At 74.6% G+C, this 20,917-nt stretch carries 17 protein-coding genes; 11 read left to right on the forward strand and 6 right to left on the reverse strand.

Translation table 11 applies throughout. The annotated features are described in order from the left end of the window. Positions 1–45: 45 nt before the first annotated feature. Positions 46–258 (reverse strand): hypothetical protein, encoded by a 213-nt coding sequence (locus ABTZ17_RS08625; protein WP_352194795.1) that lies wholly within the window; start codon positions 256–258, stop codon positions 46–48. Between the two features lie 887 nt (positions 259–1,145). On the opposite strand from ABTZ17_RS08625, the gene ABTZ17_RS08630 reads away from it, so the two are divergent. Further along, positions 1,146–1,985 (forward strand): SAM-dependent methyltransferase, encoded by an 840-nt coding sequence (locus tag ABTZ17_RS08630; protein ID WP_352194856.1) that lies wholly within the window; start codon positions 1,146–1,148, stop codon positions 1,983–1,985. Further along, positions 1,982–4,147, forward strand: coding sequence for a putative bifunctional diguanylate cyclase/phosphodiesterase (locus ABTZ17_RS08635; protein WP_352194796.1), 2,166 nt, complete (start codon positions 1,982–1,984; stop codon positions 4,145–4,147). Before ABTZ17_RS08630 ends, ABTZ17_RS08635 begins: the two co-directional genes overlap by 4 nt. A gap of 66 nt (positions 4,148–4,213) precedes the next feature. Here ABTZ17_RS08635 and ABTZ17_RS08640 read toward each other — a convergent pair whose 3' ends face one another. Then, entirely contained in the window at positions 4,214–5,152 is a 939-nt protein-coding gene (locus ABTZ17_RS08640) for a LysR family transcriptional regulator (RefSeq protein WP_352194797.1), read from the reverse strand. A 72-nt stretch (positions 5,153–5,224) separates the two neighbouring features. Here ABTZ17_RS08640 and ABTZ17_RS08645 point away from each other — a divergent pair, with 72 nt between their 5' ends. The 4 genes from ABTZ17_RS08645 to ABTZ17_RS08660 all read left to right on the forward strand — a co-directional run bounded on the left by ABTZ17_RS08645 (position 5,225) and on the right by ABTZ17_RS08660 (position 9,329). Continuing rightward, positions 5,225–5,920 (forward strand): succinate dehydrogenase cytochrome b subunit, encoded by a 696-nt coding sequence (locus ABTZ17_RS08645; RefSeq protein WP_352194798.1) that lies wholly within the window; start codon positions 5,225–5,227, stop codon positions 5,918–5,920. Between the two features lie 2 nt (positions 5,921–5,922). Then, positions 5,923–7,884, forward strand: a complete 1,962-nt coding sequence (locus ABTZ17_RS08650; RefSeq protein ID WP_352194799.1) for a fumarate reductase/succinate dehydrogenase flavoprotein subunit — start codon at positions 5,923–5,925, stop codon at positions 7,882–7,884. Continuing rightward, positions 7,881–8,627, forward strand: a complete 747-nt coding sequence (locus ABTZ17_RS08655; protein WP_352194800.1) for a succinate dehydrogenase/fumarate reductase iron-sulfur subunit — start codon at positions 7,881–7,883, stop codon at positions 8,625–8,627. Before ABTZ17_RS08650 ends, ABTZ17_RS08655 begins: the two co-directional genes overlap by 4 nt. A 75-nt stretch (positions 8,628–8,702) precedes the next feature. Next, positions 8,703–9,329 carry a hypothetical protein gene (locus ABTZ17_RS08660; protein ID WP_352194801.1) on the forward strand — a complete coding sequence of 209 codons (627 nt, stop codon included), beginning with the start codon at positions 8,703–8,705 and terminating at the stop codon, positions 9,327–9,329. A gap of 179 nt (positions 9,330–9,508) precedes the next feature. Here ABTZ17_RS08660 and ABTZ17_RS08665 read toward each other — a convergent pair whose 3' ends face one another. Next, positions 9,509–11,902: an excinuclease ABC subunit UvrA gene (locus ABTZ17_RS08665; RefSeq protein ID WP_352194802.1), complete on the reverse strand. Its 2,394-nt coding sequence runs from the start codon at positions 11,900–11,902 to the stop codon at positions 9,509–9,511. A 232-nt stretch (positions 11,903–12,134) separates the two neighbouring features. On the opposite strand from ABTZ17_RS08665, the gene ABTZ17_RS08670 reads away from it, so the two are divergent. Then, on the forward strand, positions 12,135–13,706 hold the full coding sequence (locus ABTZ17_RS08670) for an alpha/beta hydrolase (protein ID WP_352194857.1): 1,572 nt from the start codon (positions 12,135–12,137) through the stop codon (positions 13,704–13,706). 119 nt (positions 13,707–13,825) lie between these two features. Further along, the gene (locus ABTZ17_RS08675) at positions 13,826–14,017 is read left to right on the forward strand and encodes a hypothetical protein (protein WP_352194803.1); all 192 of its coding nucleotides are present in this window, start codon (positions 13,826–13,828) and stop codon (positions 14,015–14,017) included. Positions 14,018–14,083: 66 nt separating this feature from the next. Here ABTZ17_RS08675 and ABTZ17_RS08680 read toward each other — a convergent pair whose 3' ends face one another. Next, complete coding sequence (locus tag ABTZ17_RS08680) at positions 14,084–14,713, reverse strand: hypothetical protein (RefSeq protein ID WP_352194804.1); 630 nt, start codon at positions 14,711–14,713, stop codon at positions 14,084–14,086. Positions 14,714–14,947: 234 nt separating this feature from the next. On the opposite strand from ABTZ17_RS08680, the gene ABTZ17_RS08685 reads away from it, so the two are divergent. Beyond that, on the forward strand, positions 14,948–16,204 hold the full coding sequence (locus ABTZ17_RS08685; protein ID WP_352194805.1) for a serine hydrolase domain-containing protein: 1,257 nt from the start codon (positions 14,948–14,950) through the stop codon (positions 16,202–16,204). A 16-nt stretch (positions 16,205–16,220) separates the two neighbouring features. Here ABTZ17_RS08685 and ABTZ17_RS08690 read toward each other — a convergent pair whose 3' ends face one another. Beyond that, entirely contained in the window at positions 16,221–17,387 is a 1,167-nt protein-coding gene (locus ABTZ17_RS08690; protein WP_352194806.1) for a winged helix DNA-binding domain-containing protein, read from the reverse strand. A 46-nt stretch (positions 17,388–17,433) separates the two neighbouring features. On the opposite strand from ABTZ17_RS08690, the gene ABTZ17_RS08695 reads away from it, so the two are divergent. Further along, positions 17,434–18,759 carry a sensor histidine kinase gene (locus ABTZ17_RS08695; protein ID WP_352194807.1) on the forward strand — a complete coding sequence of 442 codons (1,326 nt, stop codon included), beginning with the start codon at positions 17,434–17,436 and terminating at the stop codon, positions 18,757–18,759. A 209-nt stretch (positions 18,760–18,968) separates the two neighbouring features. Further along, positions 18,969–19,610 (forward strand): response regulator, encoded by a 642-nt coding sequence (locus ABTZ17_RS08700; protein WP_502994623.1) that lies wholly within the window; start codon positions 18,969–18,971, stop codon positions 19,608–19,610. Here ABTZ17_RS08700 and ABTZ17_RS08705 read toward each other — a convergent pair. Next, positions 19,597–20,691 carry a DUF418 domain-containing protein gene (locus ABTZ17_RS08705; protein ID WP_352194809.1) on the reverse strand — a complete coding sequence of 365 codons (1,095 nt, stop codon included), beginning with the start codon at positions 20,689–20,691 and terminating at the stop codon, positions 19,597–19,599. The genes ABTZ17_RS08700 and ABTZ17_RS08705 overlap by 14 nt on opposite strands. Positions 20,692–20,917: the final 226 nt, after the last annotated feature.

The raw sequence follows: 20,917 nt of genomic DNA on the forward strand, positions 1-20,917 counted from the left end.
GGGTTCACGGGCCCGGCCGGGGCCGACGGGCGCGCCCGGGGTCGGTCAGCGCGGCCGCAGCGCCACGATGGCGAGCACCGCCGGTGCGGTGGCCAGCAGCGTGAAGGTCACCGGTGAGATGTGGTGCTCGGGCTTCTTGCGGGCCGGGGCCCGGTACGCGGGCCGGGGGACCGGTGAGGGCGAGGGGTCCGGTCGGACCACAGGCGGGGTGGGCTTCGGCGCGGGCGGCGGCGGGGGCGGCGCGGGCGCGGCGCGCACCACCGTCGGGGTGGGCGAGGGCCGCGGCGGTGCCGGCTCCGGGACCACGGGCCGGGGCGGGGGAGTGGGCCGGGGGGTCGGCTTCGGCGTCGGCTTCGGGGTGGGCTTGGGCGTCGGTTTCGGGGTCGGTTTCGGGGTCGGCTTCGGGCTGGGCGTCGGCTCGGGGGTGGGCGTCGGGCTGGGCGTCGGCTTCGGGGTGGGCTTGGGGGTGGGGGTCGGCTTGGGGGTGGGCTTGGGCGTCGGCTTCGGGGGGCACGGGCACTTCCGGCAGTGCCCGCCGCCGTGTCCGTGGCCCGGCCCGTGGCAGTGGTGCGGGCAGCAAGGGCGCCGGCAGCGGTCCTTGCCGTGCCCGCGGTCAGCGTGACGCTCGCCACTTCCGGCGCGGAGGGCGCCGGTCCGTTCCCACGCTGCGTCGATCCCCGCTGACGGGCCGGCACCGTCGGGGGCGGGGGCCGGGGTCACGGCGGCGGTCGCGCCCGCGGGCGCGGGGGCGCCGCTATCGGCCACGGCGGGCACGACGGACACGGCCGCCCACAAGAGGGCGGCCGTCATCGCCGTGCGTCGGGCGCTGGGTCTGGTCACCCCGGGAGCATGGGCCTGGAGTCGGGCCGGTTACGCCGTGTGGCGGACCGATTCGCCTGATCGAGCGGACTTTCCCATCGACAGGTTTAAGCCAAAGATGCCCATGCTTCGATCGGTCGGTACTAAATACCAAAAGGGATTTGTCGGTTTCGGTCAATCCACGGTACCCCGGCGGATCAAGGGCCGGACGGCCCTTTGGTGTGTGACGAAGAACGGATCGTCAATTTCCGCTTTTGCTCGCCCACCTGGCCGATGATCAGTACATTCGGCCCGGACAGCTGTACGACGACCTCGTGGAGACCGTGATGGAGCGCCCGGACTGGGCACCGCCCGGCATCGACATATCGGTGCCCAGCGTGTCCCGTATCTACGATTACTACCTGGGCGGCTCGCACAATTTCGAGGTCGACCGGCAGGCCGCCCGCCGCGCCATGCAATTCGTGCCCGGCCTCCCCAAGATCATGCAGGCCAACCGGGCATTCATGCGGCGGGCCGTCCGGTACGCCGTGGCGGAGGGCGTCACCCAGTTCCTGGACATCGGCTCCGGCATCCCCACCTTCGGCAACGTCCACGAGGTGGCCCGCGCCGCCGCCCCGGAGGCCCGGGTGGTCTACGTGGACCACGACCCGGTGGCCGTGGCCCACAGCCGGGCCGTCCTCGACGGGGACGAACGCGCCGCCATCACCGCCGCCGACCTGCGCAAACCCGCCGAGATCCTGGACGGCCCCGAGGTCACCGCCCTCCTGGACCTGGACCGCCCGGTGGCGCTGCTGCTCGTGGCCGTCCTGCACTTCCTGGAAGACGCCGACCGGCCCCGCGAGGCGGTCGCCGCGCTCCGCGACGCCCTGGCCCCCGGCAGCCTCATCGTCCTCACCCACGCCTCCTACCAGGGCATCCCCCTGGAACCGGAGGTGGCCGGCGGGGCCGTGCAGGTCTACCGGGACATCCGCAATCCGCTGGTGATGCGCACCCGCGAGGAGATCTCCCGCTTCTTCGACGGGTTCGAGACCGTGGAGCCCGGCATCGTCCCGATGCCGCTGTGGCGCCCGGAGGAACCGCCCGCCGGTGCCGGGGAAGCCGCCGTCGAACCGGCCGAAGACCCCTACGCCTTCGCGGGCTTCGGCGGCGTGGGACGCAAGGCGTGAGACTCCCCGCCCCCGCCCCGGGTCCCGCCGCGCCGCCCGACGGCCCCGAGGACCGCGTCGCCCGCTTCGCGACGATCTGGAGCCGTGCCATCTTCCCGGTCACGGCCACCTCCTTCACCCGTCTCGAACTGGAGGAGTACCTGGTCCCCCCGGCCCGCGCCCTGGCCGCCGCCCTGCTCGCCCAGCCCTTCGACGCGGCCGCGGCCCAGCAGGTCGGCGAAGGGCTCGTCGCCGCCCACTGCACGGACCCCGAGGCCCTGACCCAGACCCTCGGCGTCGTGGACTCGTACCTGGTCCTGTACTGCGGACCGGACTCCCGGGAGGAGGCCGAGGAGTACCGGGCCCGCTGCGCCCGCCTCCAGCACCACCTGGCCGCCGGTTTCGCCCGCGCCCTGCGCGAGCGCACCCTCGGCGAGCAGGAGGCCATCGCCCGCTCCGCCCTGACGGCCCGCTCCGACGCCCAACAGGCCCTGCACGCCAGCGAGGCCCGCTTCCGGGCCGTCTTCGAGGGCGCGGCCATCGGCATCGGCATCGCCGACCTCGACGGGAACGTCCTGGAGGTCAACGAGGCCCTCACCCGCATGTTCGGCGGCATGGACGACCACGTGAAGGGCCGCAACGTCTGCGACTGGGGCCACCCCGAGGACGCCCCGCACGTGTGGCGGATGTACGGGGAGCTGGTCCGCGGCGAACGCGAGCACTACCGCGTGGAGAAGCCCTACTACCGGCACGACGGCACCGTGCTCTGGACCAACCTGACGGTCTCCCTGCTCCGCGACGCCCAGGGCCGCCCCCAGTACCAGCTGGCCCTCATGGAGGACACCACCGAACGCCGCCTGCTCAACCTCCGGCTGCGCTACGAGGCCACCCACGACGCGCTCACCGGACTGCCCAACCGGACCCTGTTCTTCGAACGCCTGGAGAAGGTCCTCGCCGCCCGGGGCGGCCGGTTCGGCCTCTGCTACCTCGACCTCGACGGGTTCAAGGCCGTCAACGACAGCCTCGGCCACGCCGCCGGCGACCGGCTGCTCGTCGAGGTCGCGGACCGGCTGCAGAGCTGCGCCACCCGGCCCGGGGAGATGGTGGCCCGGCTCGGCGGGGACGAGTTCGTGGCCCTGACCACCGCGCCCGAGGGCTCCGAGGAGGTCATCGACCTGGCCGTGCGGATCCTCAACGCCCTCTCCGTCCCCGTCCGCCTGGAGGGCCGGGAACTGACCGTCCGCGGCAGCATCGGGATCGTGGAGGGACCGGCGGGGGAACGCGGCGCCGCCGAGGTGCTGCGCAGCGCCGACATCACCATGTACCGGGCCAAGGGCGCGGGCGGTAACCGCTTCGAACTCGCCGACGCCGAGGCGGACGCCCGCGCCATCACCCGGCACGGGCTCACCAACGCCCTGCCCGCGGCCCTGGAGCGCGGCGAGTTCTTCATCGAGTACCAGCCGCTGGTGCACCTCCACGACGGCACCGTGCACGGGGCCGAGGCCCTGGTCCGCTGGTCCCACCCGCAGTACGGGGTCCTCGGACCGGACCGCTTCATCCCGCTCGCCGAACGGACCGGACTCATCGTGCCGCTGGGCCGGTGGGTGCTGGAGGAGTCCGTCCGACAGGCCCGCGCCTGGCAGCGGGACAACGGCCCGCTGCGCATCAACGTCAACCTGTCCCCGACCCAACTGCACCACCCCGGGCTGGTCGCGGACACCGTGGCCGTCCTGGAGGACAGCGGGCTCGCACCGGGCAGCCTCTGCCTGGAGGTCACCGAGTCCGCGCTGATCGGCGCCGACGACGAACTCCTCGAACCCCTCCGCAGGCTCGCCGAGATCGGCGTGGACATCGCCCTGGACGACTTCGGCACCGGCTACTCCAACCTGGCCAACCTCCGCAGGCTCCCGGTCAGCGTGCTCAAGCTGGACCGTTCGTTCACCCAGGGCATGCAACGGCTCCCCGCCGACCCCGTGGACGTCAAGATCGTGGAGGGCATCGTCGCCTTGGCCCACAGCCTGGAACTCGCGGTCACCGTGGAAGGCGTGGAGACCGGGGCCCAGGCCGCCCAACTGCGGGCCCTCGGCTGCGACACCGCCCAGGGCTGGTACTACGCCCGGCCCGGCGCACCCGATCGGATCCACGCCCTGGCCCTGGCGGACGCCGTGCCCACCCGCTCCTGAGCCGGCCGACCCGCCACCTCCGCCCCCGGGACACCGCCCGCCCCGGGGCACCCCGCCGCGCCCGCCTCAGCCCGGGTGCGGACCCGGCGGACGGCCGTACGGTCGCGGGCCCCGCGGTCTGCCCACCTCCGCCAGCAGCACCCGCATCAGCTCCCGCGCCGCCCGCGGCGGGGCCACGTCCGTCCGGTGGGCCAGCGCGATCGTCCGCCGCAGCGGGGACCCGGCCAGCGGGGTCACCCGCAGCCCCGGCCAGGCCCGCTCGGCCACCATGGTCGGCACCACCGCCAGCCCCAGCCCGGCCCGCGCGAAGCCCAGCACCGCGTCCATCTCGCCGCCCTCCACCACGAACGAGGGCTCGAACCCGGCGGCCCGACAGGCCGCCACCGTCAGCTCCCGCAGGTCGTAGCCGTGCCGGAACATCACCAGCGGCCACTCCCGCAGCTCCGCCACCCGCAGCGGCCCGGCACCCCCCGGCGGCGGATGATCGGCCGAGGACACCACCACCAGGTCCTCCGTCAGCAGTTCCACCGTGGTCAGCGAGGGCGCCGAAGGGGGCAGCGGCAGCGCGATCACGGCCAGGTCCAGGGCGCCGCGGGCCAGCTCCCGCACCAGGTCCAGGGAACCGCTCTCCTCGATCAACAGCCGGATCCCCGGATGCGCCCCGTGGAAGGCCCGCAGCACCTCCGGCAGCAGGCCCGTGCACACGCTCGGCGTCGCGCCGAGCCGCACCCGCCCGCGGCGCAGCTGCACCAGCTCCTGCACCTCCACCCGGGCGGTGTCGGCATCCGCGAGGATCCGCCGGGCCAGCGGCAGCAGGGCCTCCCCGGCGTCGGTCAGCGTGATGTTGCCCCGGGCCCGACTGAAGAGCTCCGCGCCCAGTTCCTTCTCCAGGGCGCGGATCTGCTGGGACAGCGAGGGCTGGGCCACGTGCACCCGCTCGGCGGCCCGGGTGAAGTGCCGGGTCTCGGCGACGGCCACGAAGTAGACGAGCTGCTGGAACTGCATAGGCCATGTCTATCAAGATGACCGGCACCATGTCTTGGACCTTTCGGGCCGGAGGTCCCTACCGTCGATGCCATGGCTCTGGCAACGCGCACCCGGACGGGCCCCCCTTCCTTCTGGGGCTCCACGATCGGCAAGAAGGCCGTCATGGCGGTCTCCGGGCTGATCCTCCTCGGCTACCTGGTCGTCCACATGCTCGGCAACCTGAAGATCTTCTTCGGGCCCGAGGAGTTCAACGGCTACGCGCACTGGCTGCGCACGATCGGCTCCCCGGCCCTGCACTACGAGTGGGCCCTCTGGGGCCTGCGGGTGGTCCTGGTCGCCGCCGTGATCGCCCACGGGGTCGCCGCGTACCAGCTGAGCCGCCGGGACATCAAGGCCCGGCCCGTGAAGTACGCGCACCAGCGCCGCCGCGCGACCTACGCCACCCGCACCATGCGCTGGGGCGGGGTCATCCTGGCCCTGTTCGTGGTCTGGCACCTGCTGGACCTGACCACCCTGACCGTGAACGAGCGGGCCTGGGCCGGCCACCCCTACGAGAACGTCCTCGCCACCTTCTCCACCTGGTACGGCAACGTCATCTACATCCTGGCCGTCTCCGCCCTCGGCCTGCACGTGCGGCACGGCTTCTGGAGCGCCGCACAGACCCTCGGCGCCGGCAACGCCCGCCGCGACCGCCTCTTCAAGGGCCTCGCCAACGGCCTGGCCCTCGCCCTCTTCGCGGGCTTCGTCTCCGTCCCCGTCTCCGTCATGACCGGAATTGTGAGCTGACCATGACCGACCACCCCGCGGAGTACGTCCGGTACCGCACCGGCGAACCGATCACCGACACCAAGGCCCCCGCCGGACCGGTGGCCGAACGCTGGGACCGCCGCCGTTTCGAGGCCAAGCTCGTCAACCCGGCCAACCGCCGCAAGCACACCGTCATCGTGGTCGGCACCGGCCTCGCGGGCGGCGCCGCCGGCGCGACCCTCGCCGAACAGGGCTACCACGTGGTCCAGTTCTGCTACTCGGACTCCCCGCGCCGGGCCCACTCCATCGCCGCCCAGGGCGGCATCAACGCCGCGAAGAACTACCGCAACGACGGTGACTCCGTCCACCGGCTGTTCTACGACACCGTCAAGGGCGGCGACTTCCGGGCCCGCGAGTCCAACGTCCACCGACTGGCCCAGATCTCCGTGGAGATCATCGACCAGTGCGTGGCCCAGGGCGTCCCCTTCGCCCGCGAGTACGGCGGCCTCCTCGACACCCGCTCCTTCGGCGGCGTGCAGGTCTCCCGCACCTTCTACGCCCGCGGCCAGACCGGCCAGCAACTGTTGCTCGGCGCCTACCAGGCGCTGTCCCGACAGATCGCCGCGGGAAACGTCGAGATGCACCCCCGCACGGAGATGCTCGACCTCATCGTCGTCGACGGCCGGGCCCGCGGCATCGTGGCCCGCGACGTGATCACCGGGGAGATCAGCACCCACCACGCCGACGCCGTGGTCCTGGCCACCGGCGGCTACGGCAACGTCTTCTACCTCTCCACCAACGCGATGAACTCCAACGCCACCGCCATCTGGCGCGCCCACCGGCGCGGCGCGCACTTCGCGAACCCCTGCTTCACCCAGATCCACCCCACCTGCATCCCGCGCACCGGCGACCACCAGTCCAAGCTGACGCTGATGAGCGAGTCCCTGCGCAACGACGGTCGCATCTGGGTGCCCAAGGCCCAGGGCGACACCCGCCCGGCCCACGAGATCCCCGAGGACGAGCGGGACTACTACCTGGAGCGGATCTACCCCTCCTTCGGCAACCTCGTCCCCCGCGACATCGCCTCCCGCGCCGCCAAGAACGTCTGCGACGAGGGCCGCGGCGTCGGCCCCGGCGGCCAGGGCGTCTACCTCGACTTCGCGGACGCCATCCGTCGCATGGGCAAGGACAAGGTCGCCGAGAAGTACGGCAACCTCTTCGACATGTACGAGCGGATCACCGCGGAGAACCCGTACGAGGTCCCCATGCGGATCTATCCCGCCGTGCACTACACCATGGGCGGCCTCTGGGTGGACTACGACCTCCAGACCACCGTCCCCGGCCTGTTCGCCATCGGCGAGGCCAACTTCTCCGACCACGGGGCGAACCGGCTCGGAGCCTCCGCCCTCATGCAGGGCCTGGCCGACGGCTACTTCGTCCTGCCGTCCACCATCAACGACTACCTGGCCCGTAACCCGCACGCGGAGCCCGTGGACGCCTCGCACCCGGCCGCCGTCGAGGCGGTCCGCGAGACCCGCGAGCGCGTGGAGCGCCTGCTCGCCGTGGACGGGGACCGCACCCCGGACTCCTTCCACCGCGAGATCGGCGAACTCATGTGGGAGTACTGCGGGATGGCCCGCAGCGACGCGGGCCTGCGCAAGGCCCTCGCCCGGATCCCCGAGATCCGCGAGGAGTTCTGGCGCCGCGTGAAGGTCCCCGGTACCGGCGCGCAGCTCAACCAGTCCCTGGAGAAGGCCAACCGGGTGGTGGACTACCTGGAGCTGGCCGAGCTGATGTGCTTGGACGCCCTGCACCGCGAGGAGTCCTGCGGCGGCCACTTCCGCGAGGAGTCCCAGACCCCCGACGGCGAGGCCGCCCGCCGCGACGAGGAGTTCGGCTACGCCGCCGCCTGGGAGTTCACCGGCACCGGCACCGCCCCCGTCCTGCACCGGGAAGACCTGGTCTTCGAGTACGTCCACCCCACCCAGCGGAGCTACGCATGAAGCTCAACCTGCGCGTCTGGCGCCAGCAGAGCGCCGACGCCCCCGGCGCCATGGTCACCTACGAGGTCGACGGCATCTCGAAGGACATGTCCTTCCTGGAGATGCTCGACACCCTCAACGAGGACCTCACCCTGCGCGGCGAGGAGCCGGTGGCCTTCGACCACGACTGCCGCGAGGGCATCTGCGGGGCGTGCAGCCTCGTCATCAACGGCGACGCCCACGGCCCCGAGCGCACCACCACCTGCCAGCTCCACATGCGCTCCTTCCGCGACGGCGACACCATCGACGTGGAACCCTGGCGGGCCGCCGCCTTCCCCGTGGTGAAGGACCTGGTGGTGGACCGCGGCGCCTTCGACCGGATCATCGGCGCCGGCGGCTACATCACCGCCCCCACCGGCTCCGCCCCCGAGGCGCACGCCACCGCCGTCCCCAAGGCCGACGCCGACCGCGCCTTCGAGCACGCCGAGTGCATCGGCTGCGGGGCCTGCGTGGCGGCCTGCCCCAACGGCTCGGCCATGCTCTTCACCTCCGCCAAGGTCAACCACCTCAACGTGCTGCCGCAGGGCGCCCCGGAACGCGAGACCCGGGTGCTCGACATGGTCGCCCAGATGGACGCCGAGGGGTTCGGCGGCTGCACCCTCACCGGCGAGTGCGCCACCGCCTGCCCCAAGGGCATCCCGCTGCCCTCGATCACGGCCATGAACCGCGAATGGCTCCGCGCCACCCGCGCCTCCCGCCGCTGATCCGATCGGCTGACCGCGGCGCGGCCGCCCGCGCCGCGCCGCGGACCCGCCGGGGTCGTGTCGGACAGTGGGCCCATGGGAGAAGGAATCCGGCGCCGGACCGTGCTGGCCACGGCCCTCGCCCTGGCCCCGCTGACCACAGGCTGCGCCACGGAGCCGAAGGGCCCCCCGCCCGCGGCCGGGCCGCCCCCGAAGGACGTCCACGTCCTGCTGCTGCGGCACGCGGAACGGCCCTACGCGGGGGACCTCGGCGAGGACGAGGACGGCGAGCCCACCCCGGGCGAGCTGTCCGTGCGGGGGCGGCGCCGGGCCGCCGCCCTGCCGCTGCTCTTCGGCCCCACCCGGGGCGCCGACGCCCTGCCCCGCCCTGCGGCCCTGTTCGCCGCGGGCGGCCCCGAGGCCCACTGCCGACAGACCCTGGCGCCGCTGGCCGAGGCCCTGGAACTGCCGGTGCGGACCCGCCGGCGGGCCGGCGACGAGGCGGACCTGGCCCGGGAGGTGCTGGCCGCGCCCTCCCCGGTGCTGGTCTGCTGGGAGCACCCGGGCATCCCGGCCCTCATCCGCGCGCTCGGCGCGGGCGGGGTGCTGGGCCTGCCCGCCGGCTGGCCCGACCGGTACGACCTCGTGTGGAGCCTGACCCGCACCGCCGGCCGCTGGCGGTTCGGCGAACTGGCACAGCACCTGCTGCCCGGCGACGCCTGACCGGCGGACCGGCCGACCCCTCGACCGCTCGACCGCCTGAACCACCGATCGCCGGAACGGCCGACCGGCCGATCGGCCCGGGCCCCCGGTGATGCCTGACCCACCGCGGGCCCGACCCGGACGCCCGTTCCTCCCCCGGCCCCCGTGGGGGAGGAACGGGTCGCACCACGGCCCCGGCCTCAGCCCAGGGCGCGCGCCAGATGGGGAGCGGTGCGCCCGGCACCCGCGGCGACCTCGGCCGGCGGGCCGCAGGCCACCACCCGGCCGCCCTCGGCCCCGCCCCCGGGGCCCAGGTCGATCACCCAGTCGGCGCCCGCGGCCACCGTCATGTCGTGCTCGACCACCACCACGGTGTGCCCGGCGTCCACCAGCCCGTGCAGCCGCCCCACCAGCACCTCCACGTCGGCCGGGTGCAGACCGGTGGTCGGCTCGTCCAGCAGGTACAGGGTGGGCTCGCGGCGGGTCCGCTGGAGCTCCGTGGCCAGCTTGATCCGCTGGGCCTCGCCCCCGGACAGCTCCGTCGCGGGCTGCCCCAGCCGCAGGTACCCCAGCCCGATCTCCCGCAGGGCGCGCAGGCTGCGGGCGGCGGCGGGCACGTCCGCGAAGAACTCCCCGGCGGCCTCCACCGTCAGCCCCAACACCTCGGAGACGTCCAGGCCGGCGTGCCGGACCTCCAGGGTCTCCGGGTTGTAGCGGGCGCCCGCGCACTCGGGGCAGGGCGCGTAGGTGCTGGGCAGGAAGAGCAGTTCCACCGCGACGAAGCCCTCGCCCTGGCAGTGCTCGCAGCGCCCGCCGGGCACGTTGAAGGAGAACCGGCCGGCCCGGTAGCCGCGGGCCCGGGACTCGGGCGCGGCCGCGAAGATCCGCCGCACCACGTCGAACAGCCCGGTGTAGGTGGCCAGGTTGGACCGGGGGGTCCGGCCGATGGGCTTCTGGTCCACCTCCACGAGCCGGGCCACCGGACAGTCCGGGTCCCCGGCCGCCAGGCGCGCGGCGACCGTCTCGGCCAGGACCCCGCCCACCAGCGTGGACTTCCCCGAGCCGGAGACCCCGGTGACGGCCGTCAGCACGCCGAGCGGGAACTCCACGGCCGTCCCGCGCAGGTTGTTGCGGTGCGCCCCGGACAGCGGCAGGGTGCCGCGCGGCACCCGCACGGTGCGCTCCGGCAGCGGGTCCCGGGCGAAGAGGAACCTCCCGGTCGCCGAGCCGGGCACCTCGGCGAGCCCGTCCGGCGGTCCGCAGTGCAGCACCCGACCGCCGTGTTCGCCGGCCCCGGGCCCCACCTCGACCAGCCAGTCGGCGTGCCGGACCACGTCGAGGTGGTGCTCCACCACGCACACGGTGTTCCCCGCCTCCTTGAGGCGGTCGAGGACCCCGAGCAGGGCCTCGGTGTCCGCGGGGTGCAGGCCCGCCGAGGGTTCGTCGAGCACGTACACGACGCCGAACAGCCCGGACCGCAGCTGTGTGGCGAGCCGCAGCCGCTGGAGTTCGCCCGCCGACAGGGTGGGCGAGGACCGGTCCAGGCTCAGGTAGCCGAGACCGAGTTCGGCCACCGGGGCGATGCGGGCGAGCAGGTCGGTGGTGAGCGCGGCCGCCGGGCCGCCCTCGGGAGCCCGGCCGCGGGCCGCCTCCAGGACCTCGGCCAGCGCGGTCAGCGGGAGCGCGGCCAGCTCGGCGATCGGGCGACCCGCGAAGGTGACCGCCCGGGCCTCCGGCCGCAGCCGTTCGCCCCCGCACTCCGGGCAGCCCGAGGCGGTCAGGAAGCGCTCGGCCCGCGCCCGCAGGGCCGGACTGCGGGTGTCGGAGTAGGTCTTGAGCACGTACCGCCGGGCCCCTGTGTACGTGCCCTGGTAGGGGCGCTGGATCCGGCCCGCGTCGCGCACCGGGTGCACGGTCACCACCGGCTGCTCGTCGGTGAAGAGGATCCAGCGCCGGTCCTCGGCGGACAGCTCCCGCCAGGGCCGGTCCACGTCGTACCCGAGGGCGTCGAGGACGTCGCGCAGGTTCTTGCCCTGCCAGGCGCCGGGCCAGGCGGCCACCGCACCCTCGCGGATCGTCAGCGAGGGGTCGGGGACCAGCAGTTCCTCGGTGGTGTCGTGGATGCGGCCCAGCCCGTGGCAGGCCGGGCAGGCCCCGGCGGCGGTGTTGGGGGAGAAGGCGTCGGAGTCCAGGCGGGCCGCGCCCGGCGGGTACTCCCCGGCCCGGGAGTACAGCATCCGCAGGGAGTTGGAGAGCAGGGTGACGGTGCCCACCGAGGAGCGGGAGCCGGGGGCCGCCCGCCGCTGCTCCAGGGAGACCGCGGGCGGAAGCCCGGTGATCTCCGCGACCCGGGGGGCGCCGATCTGGTGGATCAGGCGCCGGGCGTAGGGCGCCACCGATTCGAAGTACCGCCGCTGCGCCTCCGCGTACAGGGTGGCGAAGGCCAGGCTCGACTTGCCGGAGCCGGACACCCCGGTGAACACGGTCAGGGCGTGGCGCGGCAGGTCGGCGTCGACCGAACGGAGGTTGTGCTCGCGGGCGCCGCGGATCCGGATGAAGGCGTCGACGGCCGGGGGAGGTGCAGAACGGGACATTCGCCCGATCCTACGCGGGGCGCCGGAGCCGACCCCCGGCGCCACCTTCGGGCGACACGCGAACTGTCCGCATACCGGCCAATGGCCGGATATTGCCTCCTCCTTGACGCGGGGTCCGCTCATCCTCCAGTCGGACGGCATTCGGCCCCCAGGGCTGATTACCCCCGGGGGCGCGGCGTACCAGGGTGAGCCTGTCCCGTACGACCACCGAAAGGACCGGCTTTCCGTGCGCATGCGCAGAATCGCGTCGCTGCTGGCCATGGGCGTCACCGCCACCCTGGTGCCCGGCCTGGCCCCGGCCCAGGCCGCCCCCACCCCCGCCGGCGCGCCCGCCGCCGCGGACCACCTCCGTCAGAAGGTCACCTGGAAGCGCTGCGACCCGCAGCAGACCGCCGCCTGGCAGTGCGCGACCGTCAAGGTCCCGCTGGACTACGCCAAGCCGACCGGCCGCAAGATCGACGTCGCGATCTCCCGCATCAAGTCCACCAAGCCCGCCAAGCGCCAGGGCGTCCTGCTCTTCAACCCCGGCGGCCCCGGCGGCATCGGACTCGACCTCCCCCTCTACCTCGGGCCCATGCTCCCCAAGGAGGTGCGCGAGGGCTACGACCTGATCGGCTTCGACCCGCGCGGCGTCGCGGCGAGCACCCCCATCACCTGCGGGCTCACCCCCGAGCAGGCGGCCTTCCCGCGGGTCTACCGCAAGGAGACCTTCGCCAAGGACGTGGCCTGGGCCGAGAAGGTCGCGGCCAAGTGCCGCGCCAAGTCCGGCGCCCTGCTGCCGTACATCACCACCCGCAACACGGCCCGCGACATGGACGTCATCCGTGCCGTCCTCGGCGAGAAGAAGATCTCGTACGTGGGCTACTCGTACGGCACCTACCTCGGCGCCGTCTACGCCCAGATGTTCCCGAAGCGCGCCGACCGCTTCGTCCTCGACAGCGGCGTGGACCCGAAGCGCATCTGGCGCGGCATGATCCAGGTCTGGGCCGAGGGCGCCGAGCCCGCCTTCAAGCGCTGGACCGAATGGAGCGCCCGGCGCGACGCCCAGTACCACCTGGGCGCCACCCCGGCCGCCGTCTCCAAGACCTTCTGGGACCTGGTGAAGCGGGCCGACCGGACCCCGATCGTCATCGACGGGGAGAAGGTCACCGGCGAGGACATCCGCAACGCCCGCCCGGTCTACTTCCAGCCCAAGTCCGCCACCGAGATGATCGTGGCCCTGAAGCAGGCGGCCGACGGCCGCCAGGTCCGGATGCCGGCCGCCCTGCGCCCCGCCACCCCGGCCCGCGCCGCCGCTCCCGCCGCGGCCCCGGCCGACAACGGCGACGCGGTCTTCCTGGCCGTCATATGCAGCGATACCCGCGCCTGGCCGACCGACCCGCAGCAGTACCGCAAGGACGCGGTCCGCGACAAGGCCCGTTACCCGCTGTACGGCGACTTCGCCTCCAACATCGTGCCCTGCGCCTTCTGGAAGAAGGGCCTGGAGCCCGCCACCCCGATCGACAACAAGGTCGGCATCCTGACCGTGCAGAACGAGTGGGACTCCCAGACCCCGCTCACCAGCGGCATCGGCCTGCACAAGTCGCTCAAGGGCTCGCGCATGATCACCGTCGACGAGGGCGAGGGCCACGGGGTCTACCTCTTCGGCAACAACCCGTGCGTGGACGCCAAGGTCAACTCCTACCTGCTGACCGGCAAGCTCCCGGCCCGCGACCTCACCTGCAAGGCCGCCCCGACCCCGCAGCGCGCCGAACTGCCGGGCCAGGCCCCGCACCGCTTCCCGGCCGTGGCCGGACGCTTCTGAGCGGACCGCGCGCAGGGGCGGTAGGAATGGTATAAGCGGCACGAAATGGCGGATCCGGACCGTGCCGTCTACGCTCGGGGAAACGGTTTTCCCCTCGGTACCCGAGTGAGGTGGACGGCATGAAGGACACCCCTGACGAGCAGCGCGGCACGTCGCGGCCCCCGCACTACTACAGCGGCGGGGAGCGCCCCTTCGACCCGGAGGACCTGGTGATGGCCTCGGGCCGCGACGTCACGCCGGAACGCGTCGAGCGCGCCAAGCGCGAGATCGCGGAGAGGGGCGCCGCGGCGGTGGAACGCTACCTCCCCTGATGCCCCACCCGGGCCGGTCCGCGGACGCGGACCGGCCCGTCGTTCATCCCGCGGCCTCCGGTCCGTTCATCCCGCGGCCTTCGGCCCGATCGGCACCTCCTGCTGCGGTCCCTTGCGCAGGGACACCGCGACCCCGCCGGTGGCTGCCTCCAGCCGGGCCCGGAGCTCCGCCGAGGCCACCCCGGCCGCGGTGCTCTCCGCCACCACCCCGGAGGCGTCCGCCGCGGGCGCCAGCTGGTAGATCGGGTGCGCGTAGGCCCCGTCCCGCATGTCGATCCGGTCCATGGCCTCCGTCATGGCGCGCTGGCTGTACCGGGCCCGGTACAGCGAGACCCTGGCGACCGGGGCCTCCGGGTGCCGTCGCGCCACCTCGGCCAGCAGCTCCTCGCCGCGGGCCGTGTCCGTGACGCACAGCGCGAGCCGCCCCGCCCGGTGGTCGGCGATCTGGGTGCCGTACACCGCGGCGTACGTGCCCGAGGTCAGCGGCTCCAGGAGATCGGCCAGCCGCATCACCTCGGGAGAGGTCGGCACCGCGGTCGGGGGGAGGAGGGGGACCCGGGGACAGGCCGCCGTGTCCGTGACCACCCCGGTGACCGGCTCCGCGGCTGGCGCGGCCTGGCAGGCCACCGCCCCCGCCGCCAGCAGGGCCGCGAGGGCCGTCCGCGACCACCGCCGGGTCCTCGTGCCTGATGCCATTCCGGTCCCCTCGTCCGCGTTCCGTCCCCCGCGCGGCCGACCCGGTGCCGTCCGCGCACTTCTGACGCACCGTACGCCGTATGGGTTCCCTGCGACCGGGGAGGCATGCGCGTCCGTATGGCCCTGTCGCCACGACCCGAAACGGTGGGCCCCGCCCCCCACTCGGCCCCTCTCCCCGGCTCGGACGGAGTGTTCGCCGCAACCCTCCCCGCGGCGGCGGGGACAGTGGGCCCCATGACCGCCACCCCCTCCCGGCCGCGCCGCACGACCCGCACCCGTACGGGCCTGCTCTGCGCCGCCGTCCTCACCGCCCTCGCCGCCCAGACCCTCACGGCCGGCGCCCCCGCGCTCGCGGGAACCGCCGCCACCGGGGCCGTCCGTACCGACGACGGTCGGGACTGCGAGCGCACCCGCGGACCGCTGGGCGCCAAGGCCCGCCAGGTCCTGGACATCGCCCGCCGGGCGAAGACCGAACTGAAGCTGAAGGCCGTGCTGCTGCGGGTGGAGGTGGACGGCAGGGAGGTGGTCACCGACGCCCTCGGCGAGTCCATGACCCGGGTCCCGGCCCGCCCCGACATGCACTTCCGGGCCGGATCCGTGGCGTTCGCCCACATCGGGACCGCCCTCCTCCAGCTCGTCGAAGAGGGCAAGGTGGACCTCGACGCCACCGTCGAGCCCTGGCTCCCGCACCTCCCGCACGCCGACGAGATCACCCTGCGGATGCTGGCGAACAACACCAGCGGCCTGCACGACTACGTCACCGACCCCGAGTTCCAGGCCAAGCTGGAGGCGGAGCCCTTCCGCCAGTGGACCCCGAAGGAACTCGTCGGCTACTCCCTGGACCACCCGCTCTGGTACGAGCCGGGCACCAGCTGGAGCTACTCCCACGCCAACTACGTGCTGCTGGTCGCCGCCCTGGAGAAGATCACCGGCACCCGGATCGACGTGCTCCTCAAGGAACGCGTCACCGGCCCGCTGGGCATGCGGGAGACCCGCAACGACTTCACCCCCGACATCCCCGGCCCCGTCCTGCACGCCTTCACCGCCGACCGGGGCCTGTACGAGGAATCCACCTTCTGGAACCCCTCCTGGACCACCGCCCCCGGGGCCGTCATCACCAGCACCGTCTGCGACATGGCCCGCTCCGCCCGCGGCATCGGCAGCGGCGAACTCATCTCGCCCGACTCCTACCCGACGCTCCTGAACCCGGGGACGATCGGCCTCGGCGGAGCCAGTGCCACCTGTCCGGAGACGGTCTGCCTCAAGCAGACCGAGGACTTCCACTTCGGTCTCGGCGTGATCGTGACCAAGGGCTGGATCGTCCAGAACCCGTCCTTCTCCGGCTACGCGGCCCTCCAGGCGTACCTTCCCGCCAAGCGCCTGACCCTCGCGGTGTCCGCCACCAAGACCGTGGACACCCCCGACGGGAACATGGCCCAGGAGGTCGCCAAGCGGATCGCCGCCGCCCTGGCCCCCGCGAACCCGCTGTAACGGAGGGCCTGGGCCGTCACCCCGTGCCCGGCAGCAGCCGGACCTCCCCGCGGACCGCCGGGTCCGCGGGGAGCTTCGGCCACCAGTGGCCGTAGCGGCGGTACACCTGCTCCTCACGGCCCGCCAGCAGCCCCGTCAGGGCGACGGCCTCCGCGGCCAGTTCCTCCCAGGCGGCGGCGGGCAGCCGGTGGAAGGCGGTGGCCTCGATCCCGCCCTCCACCGGGCGCCAGACCCCGGCCACCGCCCCGTCCACCAGCAGGGTGGGCAGGGTGTCCCCGTTGTTGCGGATCACCGCCCTCCGGTACGCCTCGGGCAACACCCGGGTCCGGTCCTCGTACGCCAGCAGCACGCTGTCCCACATGGCCATCAGCCGGGCCGGGGCCGGTGCCCCGCCGTCGTGCCGCTCGGCCCCGGCGAGGTCGAACAACTCCGTCCGGTCCGGACCGGTCAGCGGCTCCACCGCGCCCTCCCGCAGCAGGTCCCCGAACGCGGCCCGCACCGGCCCCCGCGCCAGCATCGCGAACCGGGCCGCGTCGGCCGCCGAGGCCGGCCCGAATCCGGACAGGTACCGCAGCAGCAGGGCCCGCAGCGCCTCCGGGTCCCCGGTCCGCCCGGCCGGCACCGGCGCCGTACCGGAGGCGACGAACGCCGGGCGGTGCCCGAAGGACCAGGGCCCGCCGGTCGGCGCGTGATGGAGCGGCGCGTACCCCTTCAGCCCCCACCAGGCCCCATCCGCCCGCTCGGCTCCCACCTGCTCCGCCACCCAGGACTGCACCTCCGCCGACCCGCGCGGCCGTTCCGCGTACGCCAACAGGCGCGGCACCAAGCCGCCCGCGTCCTCCGGAGTCAGGCCCGCGGCGGCGAACCGGTACCCCAGCCGCGAGGCGTACAGGGTCGGCTCCATCGCGGCCCGCAGCACCGGATAGTCCGCCGCGTGCACGGCGTGCAGCGTGATCCGCATCAGGGTCGCCTTGGCCACGGTCCGGTCGGCGAAGGCCGCGTCCAGCGCGGCCGGGTCGAAGTCCTCCAGCCGGTTCCACAGCGCCAGGTACGGCGAGGCCGGGTGTTGGGCCTGGAGCGCGACCACCCGGCGGGTGCCCTCCGCCACGTCCGTCCGGGCCCGCTCCAGGAGCAGCTGACGGTCCAGGGTGGTCCGGTTCAGGGCGCGCGCGGTGATCTTCATGGGGTGATTGTGCCGGGTGCGGGCCGGCGCTCAGTAGGGTCGGGACGTGCTGCTCCCCGAAGGCCCCGCCGACCCGGCCGACCCCGGCGGCCCGGATGACCCGAACGACCGGGACGGCCGCGCGGGCCCCGATGACCGTGCCCGTCCCGGCACCTCCCGGCCCGACGGCTCCGCGCCGGGCGGCACGGCGGCGGGGGAGCGGCACCGGCCGCGTTCCGGACCGCTGCGCCGGCACGCGCCCGGCCTCGGCCTCGCCGTCGTCCTCCTGCTGTCGTGGCTCGCCGACCTCGCCGCCTCCCTGCCGCGCCCCTCGCCGTTGTTGCTCGGCGGCGAGGTCCTGATCGCCCTGGTGGCCCTCGCCCCGCTGCCCGGGAACCCCCGCACCGAGCTCCGGGCGGGCGTCGCGGTCCTGCTGTCGGGGTCCCTGACCGCGGTGCTCGCCGCCGGCGGCGGCTCCTGGGCCTGGGGCCTCGCGGAGAGCGCGGCCCTGTTGCTCCTGCTGGTCCGGACGGCCCGCACCGGCGCCCCCGGCCCCCTCGCCCTGGGGCTCGCCCTCCTCCTCGGCGCCGCCACCGCCACCACCCCGTTCCGGCTCGGCGACGGCGGCGGCGAACGGACCCTGTGGTGCTTCCTGCTGACCCTGGCCGCGGCCGGCGCCGGCGGACTCGGCTGGTACCTGCGGACCCTTGACGAGCGCCGGGCCCGCGCCGTCCGCGAGGTCCGGGACCGGGAACGGCTGCGCCTCGCGCGGGACCTGCACGACGTCGTGGCCCACCACGTCACCGGCATGGTGGTGCAGGCCCAGGCCGCCCGCACCGTCACCGGACTGTCCCGGGAACGCCTCGACGAGCTGCTGCTCGGCATCGAGACGGCGGGCAACGAGACCCTGGACTCCATGCACCGCCTGGTCCGGGTGCTGCGCGAGGAGGAGGACGCGGCGGTCCGCGCCGGCGGGCTCGTCGCCGGACTCGCCGGCCTGGTCTCCCGTTCCGCGGAGACCACCGGTGGCGCCCCCCGGCTGGCCGTCTCCGCGGCGGCGCGGGCGGCCCGCCTGGACCCGGAGGTGGAGACCACCGTCCACCGGGTGGTCCAGGAGGCGCTCACCAACGCCGCCCGGTACGCGCCCGGCGCAGAGGTCCGCGTCTCGGTGGACACCGCACCGGGCGGGAGCGGGCTGCTGGTGACCGTCACCGACGCGGGCGGACCCGGGACTCCCGCCGGCCGGGGGTCGGGCTTCGGGCGCCGCGGCGGTTTCGGACTCGTGGGGCTGCGCGAACGGACCGAGGCCGTCGGAGGCACCTTCGAGGCGGGCCCGGCCCCCGACGGCGGCTGGCGGGTCCACGCCTCGCTCCCCGTCCGCGCCCCCGCCTGAGCCGGGGCCCGCGCGGACCGGTGCACGGTCCGCGCGGGGCCGCCCACCTCCTACGATCGACAGGACCGCCGCCCATCCGTGGCCCGGCCTTCGCACCCGCAGCCCGAGGAGTCCCACCCGTGGAGCCCGCCCCGCCGTCCCCCGCCCCCGAGGCTCCCGGCCGCCCGGGAGCGGCCCCGCTGCGGGTGCTCATCGCCGACGACCAGGCCATGGTCCGCCTGGGCTTCCGCCTGATCCTCGACGCCCAGCCCGATCTGGAGGTGGTGGGCGAGGCCGCGGACGGGGCCGCCTGCGTGGAGATGGCCCGGCGGCTCCGCCCCGACGTGTGCGTGGTCGACGTCCGGATGCCCGCCCTGGACGGCCTCGACGTCACCCGGGCCCTGGCCGGACCGGGCGTCCCCGATCCCCTCAAGGTCGTGATCGTCACCACCTTCGACCACGACGCCTACCTCTACGGGGCGTTGCGCGCCGGGGCCGTCGGCTTCGTCCTGAAGAACGCGGGCCCCGACCTCCTGCTGGAAGCCGTCCGCGCCGCCGCCCGCGGGGACGCCCTGGTATCCCCGGCGGTCACCCTGCGCCTGCTGGAACACCTCGCGGAGCAGCCCGGCGGGCCGCTCGCCGGCCGCCCCGGCACCCCGTCCGCCGAGCGGTCGGTGCTCTCCGAACGGGAGCTGGAGGTGGTCCGAATGGTGGCGCGGGGCCGCACCAACCAGGAGATCGCCGACGGGCTGTGGATCTCGCTGTCCACCGTGAAGACGCACCTGACGGCGATCCAGACCAAGCTGCGCCTGCGCAACCGGGTCGAGATCGCCGCCTGGGCCTGGGAGACCGGCCAGATCAGCCCGCGCTGACCGGGTTCCGCCCCCCGACCGGCGCCCGCCGCAGGCGCACCGGCTCCCACCAGGTCACCGCGCGCCAGGCCCACTCCAGCGGCCCGTACCGGAACCGCCCCAGCCACAGTCGCGACAGCACGGCCTGCGCCGCCAACACCCCCGCCGCCAGCAGCAGGGCCGTGCCCCACCGGTCCGAACCGCGCAGCCCCAACGCCCCGGCCAGGGCCACCACGACCAGGGTCGCCCCCACGTAGTGGGTCAGCGCCAGCCGCCCCAGCGGGGCGAACACCGCGCCCACCGCCCGGCCCATCGGGCTCCGCAGCACCAGCAGGAAGCCCGAGGCGTAGGCGATCGCGGCGAGCAGCCCGGCGACGGCCGCGGACCGGGTCGCGTACGGGGCCGTCCAGGTGGCCTGCTGCCACACCGTGGCGGCCACCGCGGCCGGGGCCGCCAGAGCGAAGACCACCGCGAGCTGCCGGGTGCGGTGCTCCAGGGTGTCGGCCACCCCGTACCGGGCCACCGCCGAGCCCAGCAGGAAGAGCCCCGGGATCAGGGCGATGCCACCGCCCGCCAGGGTCACCCCGGCCACCGTGCCCGCCGCGCCGGCAGCGAGCACCGCCCAGCGCGGCAGCCAGGTCGACGGCAGCAGCACCAGCAGCCCGAACAGGGCGTACGGGGTGAGGGCCTCGCCCGGGTGCGGGAGCTGGTGCAGGCCGCCCAGCACGCCCAGCGCCACCAGCCGGCGCACCAGCACCAGCCGGGGCCGGTCCGACCGGCGGGCCGCCGACTCGAAGAACAGCACGAAGCTCAGCCCGAACAGGAAGGAGAAGAGAGGGAAGAAGCGGTGCTGCACGGTCAGGTCCAGCAGCTCCCGGGCGGGCAGCAGCTCCCCGGGGACCCGGTAACCGCGCAGGTCCGTGATCTGCGGGACGTTCACGAGGAGGATCCCGCACAGGGCGAAGCCGCGGAGGGCGTCGAGGGCGTCGATCCGTCGGCGCGGCGCGCCCCCGACGGCGGGTGCGGGGGCCGGTCGGGCGTGCCGCCCGCCACCCGCCGGGGCGGGATCGGTGAGCGGGGGAACGGCGGGGCTCTCGGGCAAGACGGTCTCCGTACGGGGGAGCGGTGGGGTCCTCTCCATGCTCGGCGCGGGCCCCCGCCCGCTCCGTCAGCCCCCGGCACCATCCCGACCGTCCGAAAGTACGGTCCGCGCGCCGCGCCCCGTACCTCCCGGGGCGGCCCCGGGGGCGCGCCGCTCGTCACGATCCGGCCACTGTGACGCAGGGGGCCTGCGCGGGGCCCCGGCGGGCGCGCACCCTGGGAGCGCG

It is taken from the genome of Streptomyces sp. NPDC097619 (assembly GCF_040302735.1).
Classification (GTDB): Bacteria; Actinomycetota; Actinomycetes; order Streptomycetales; family Streptomycetaceae; genus Streptomyces.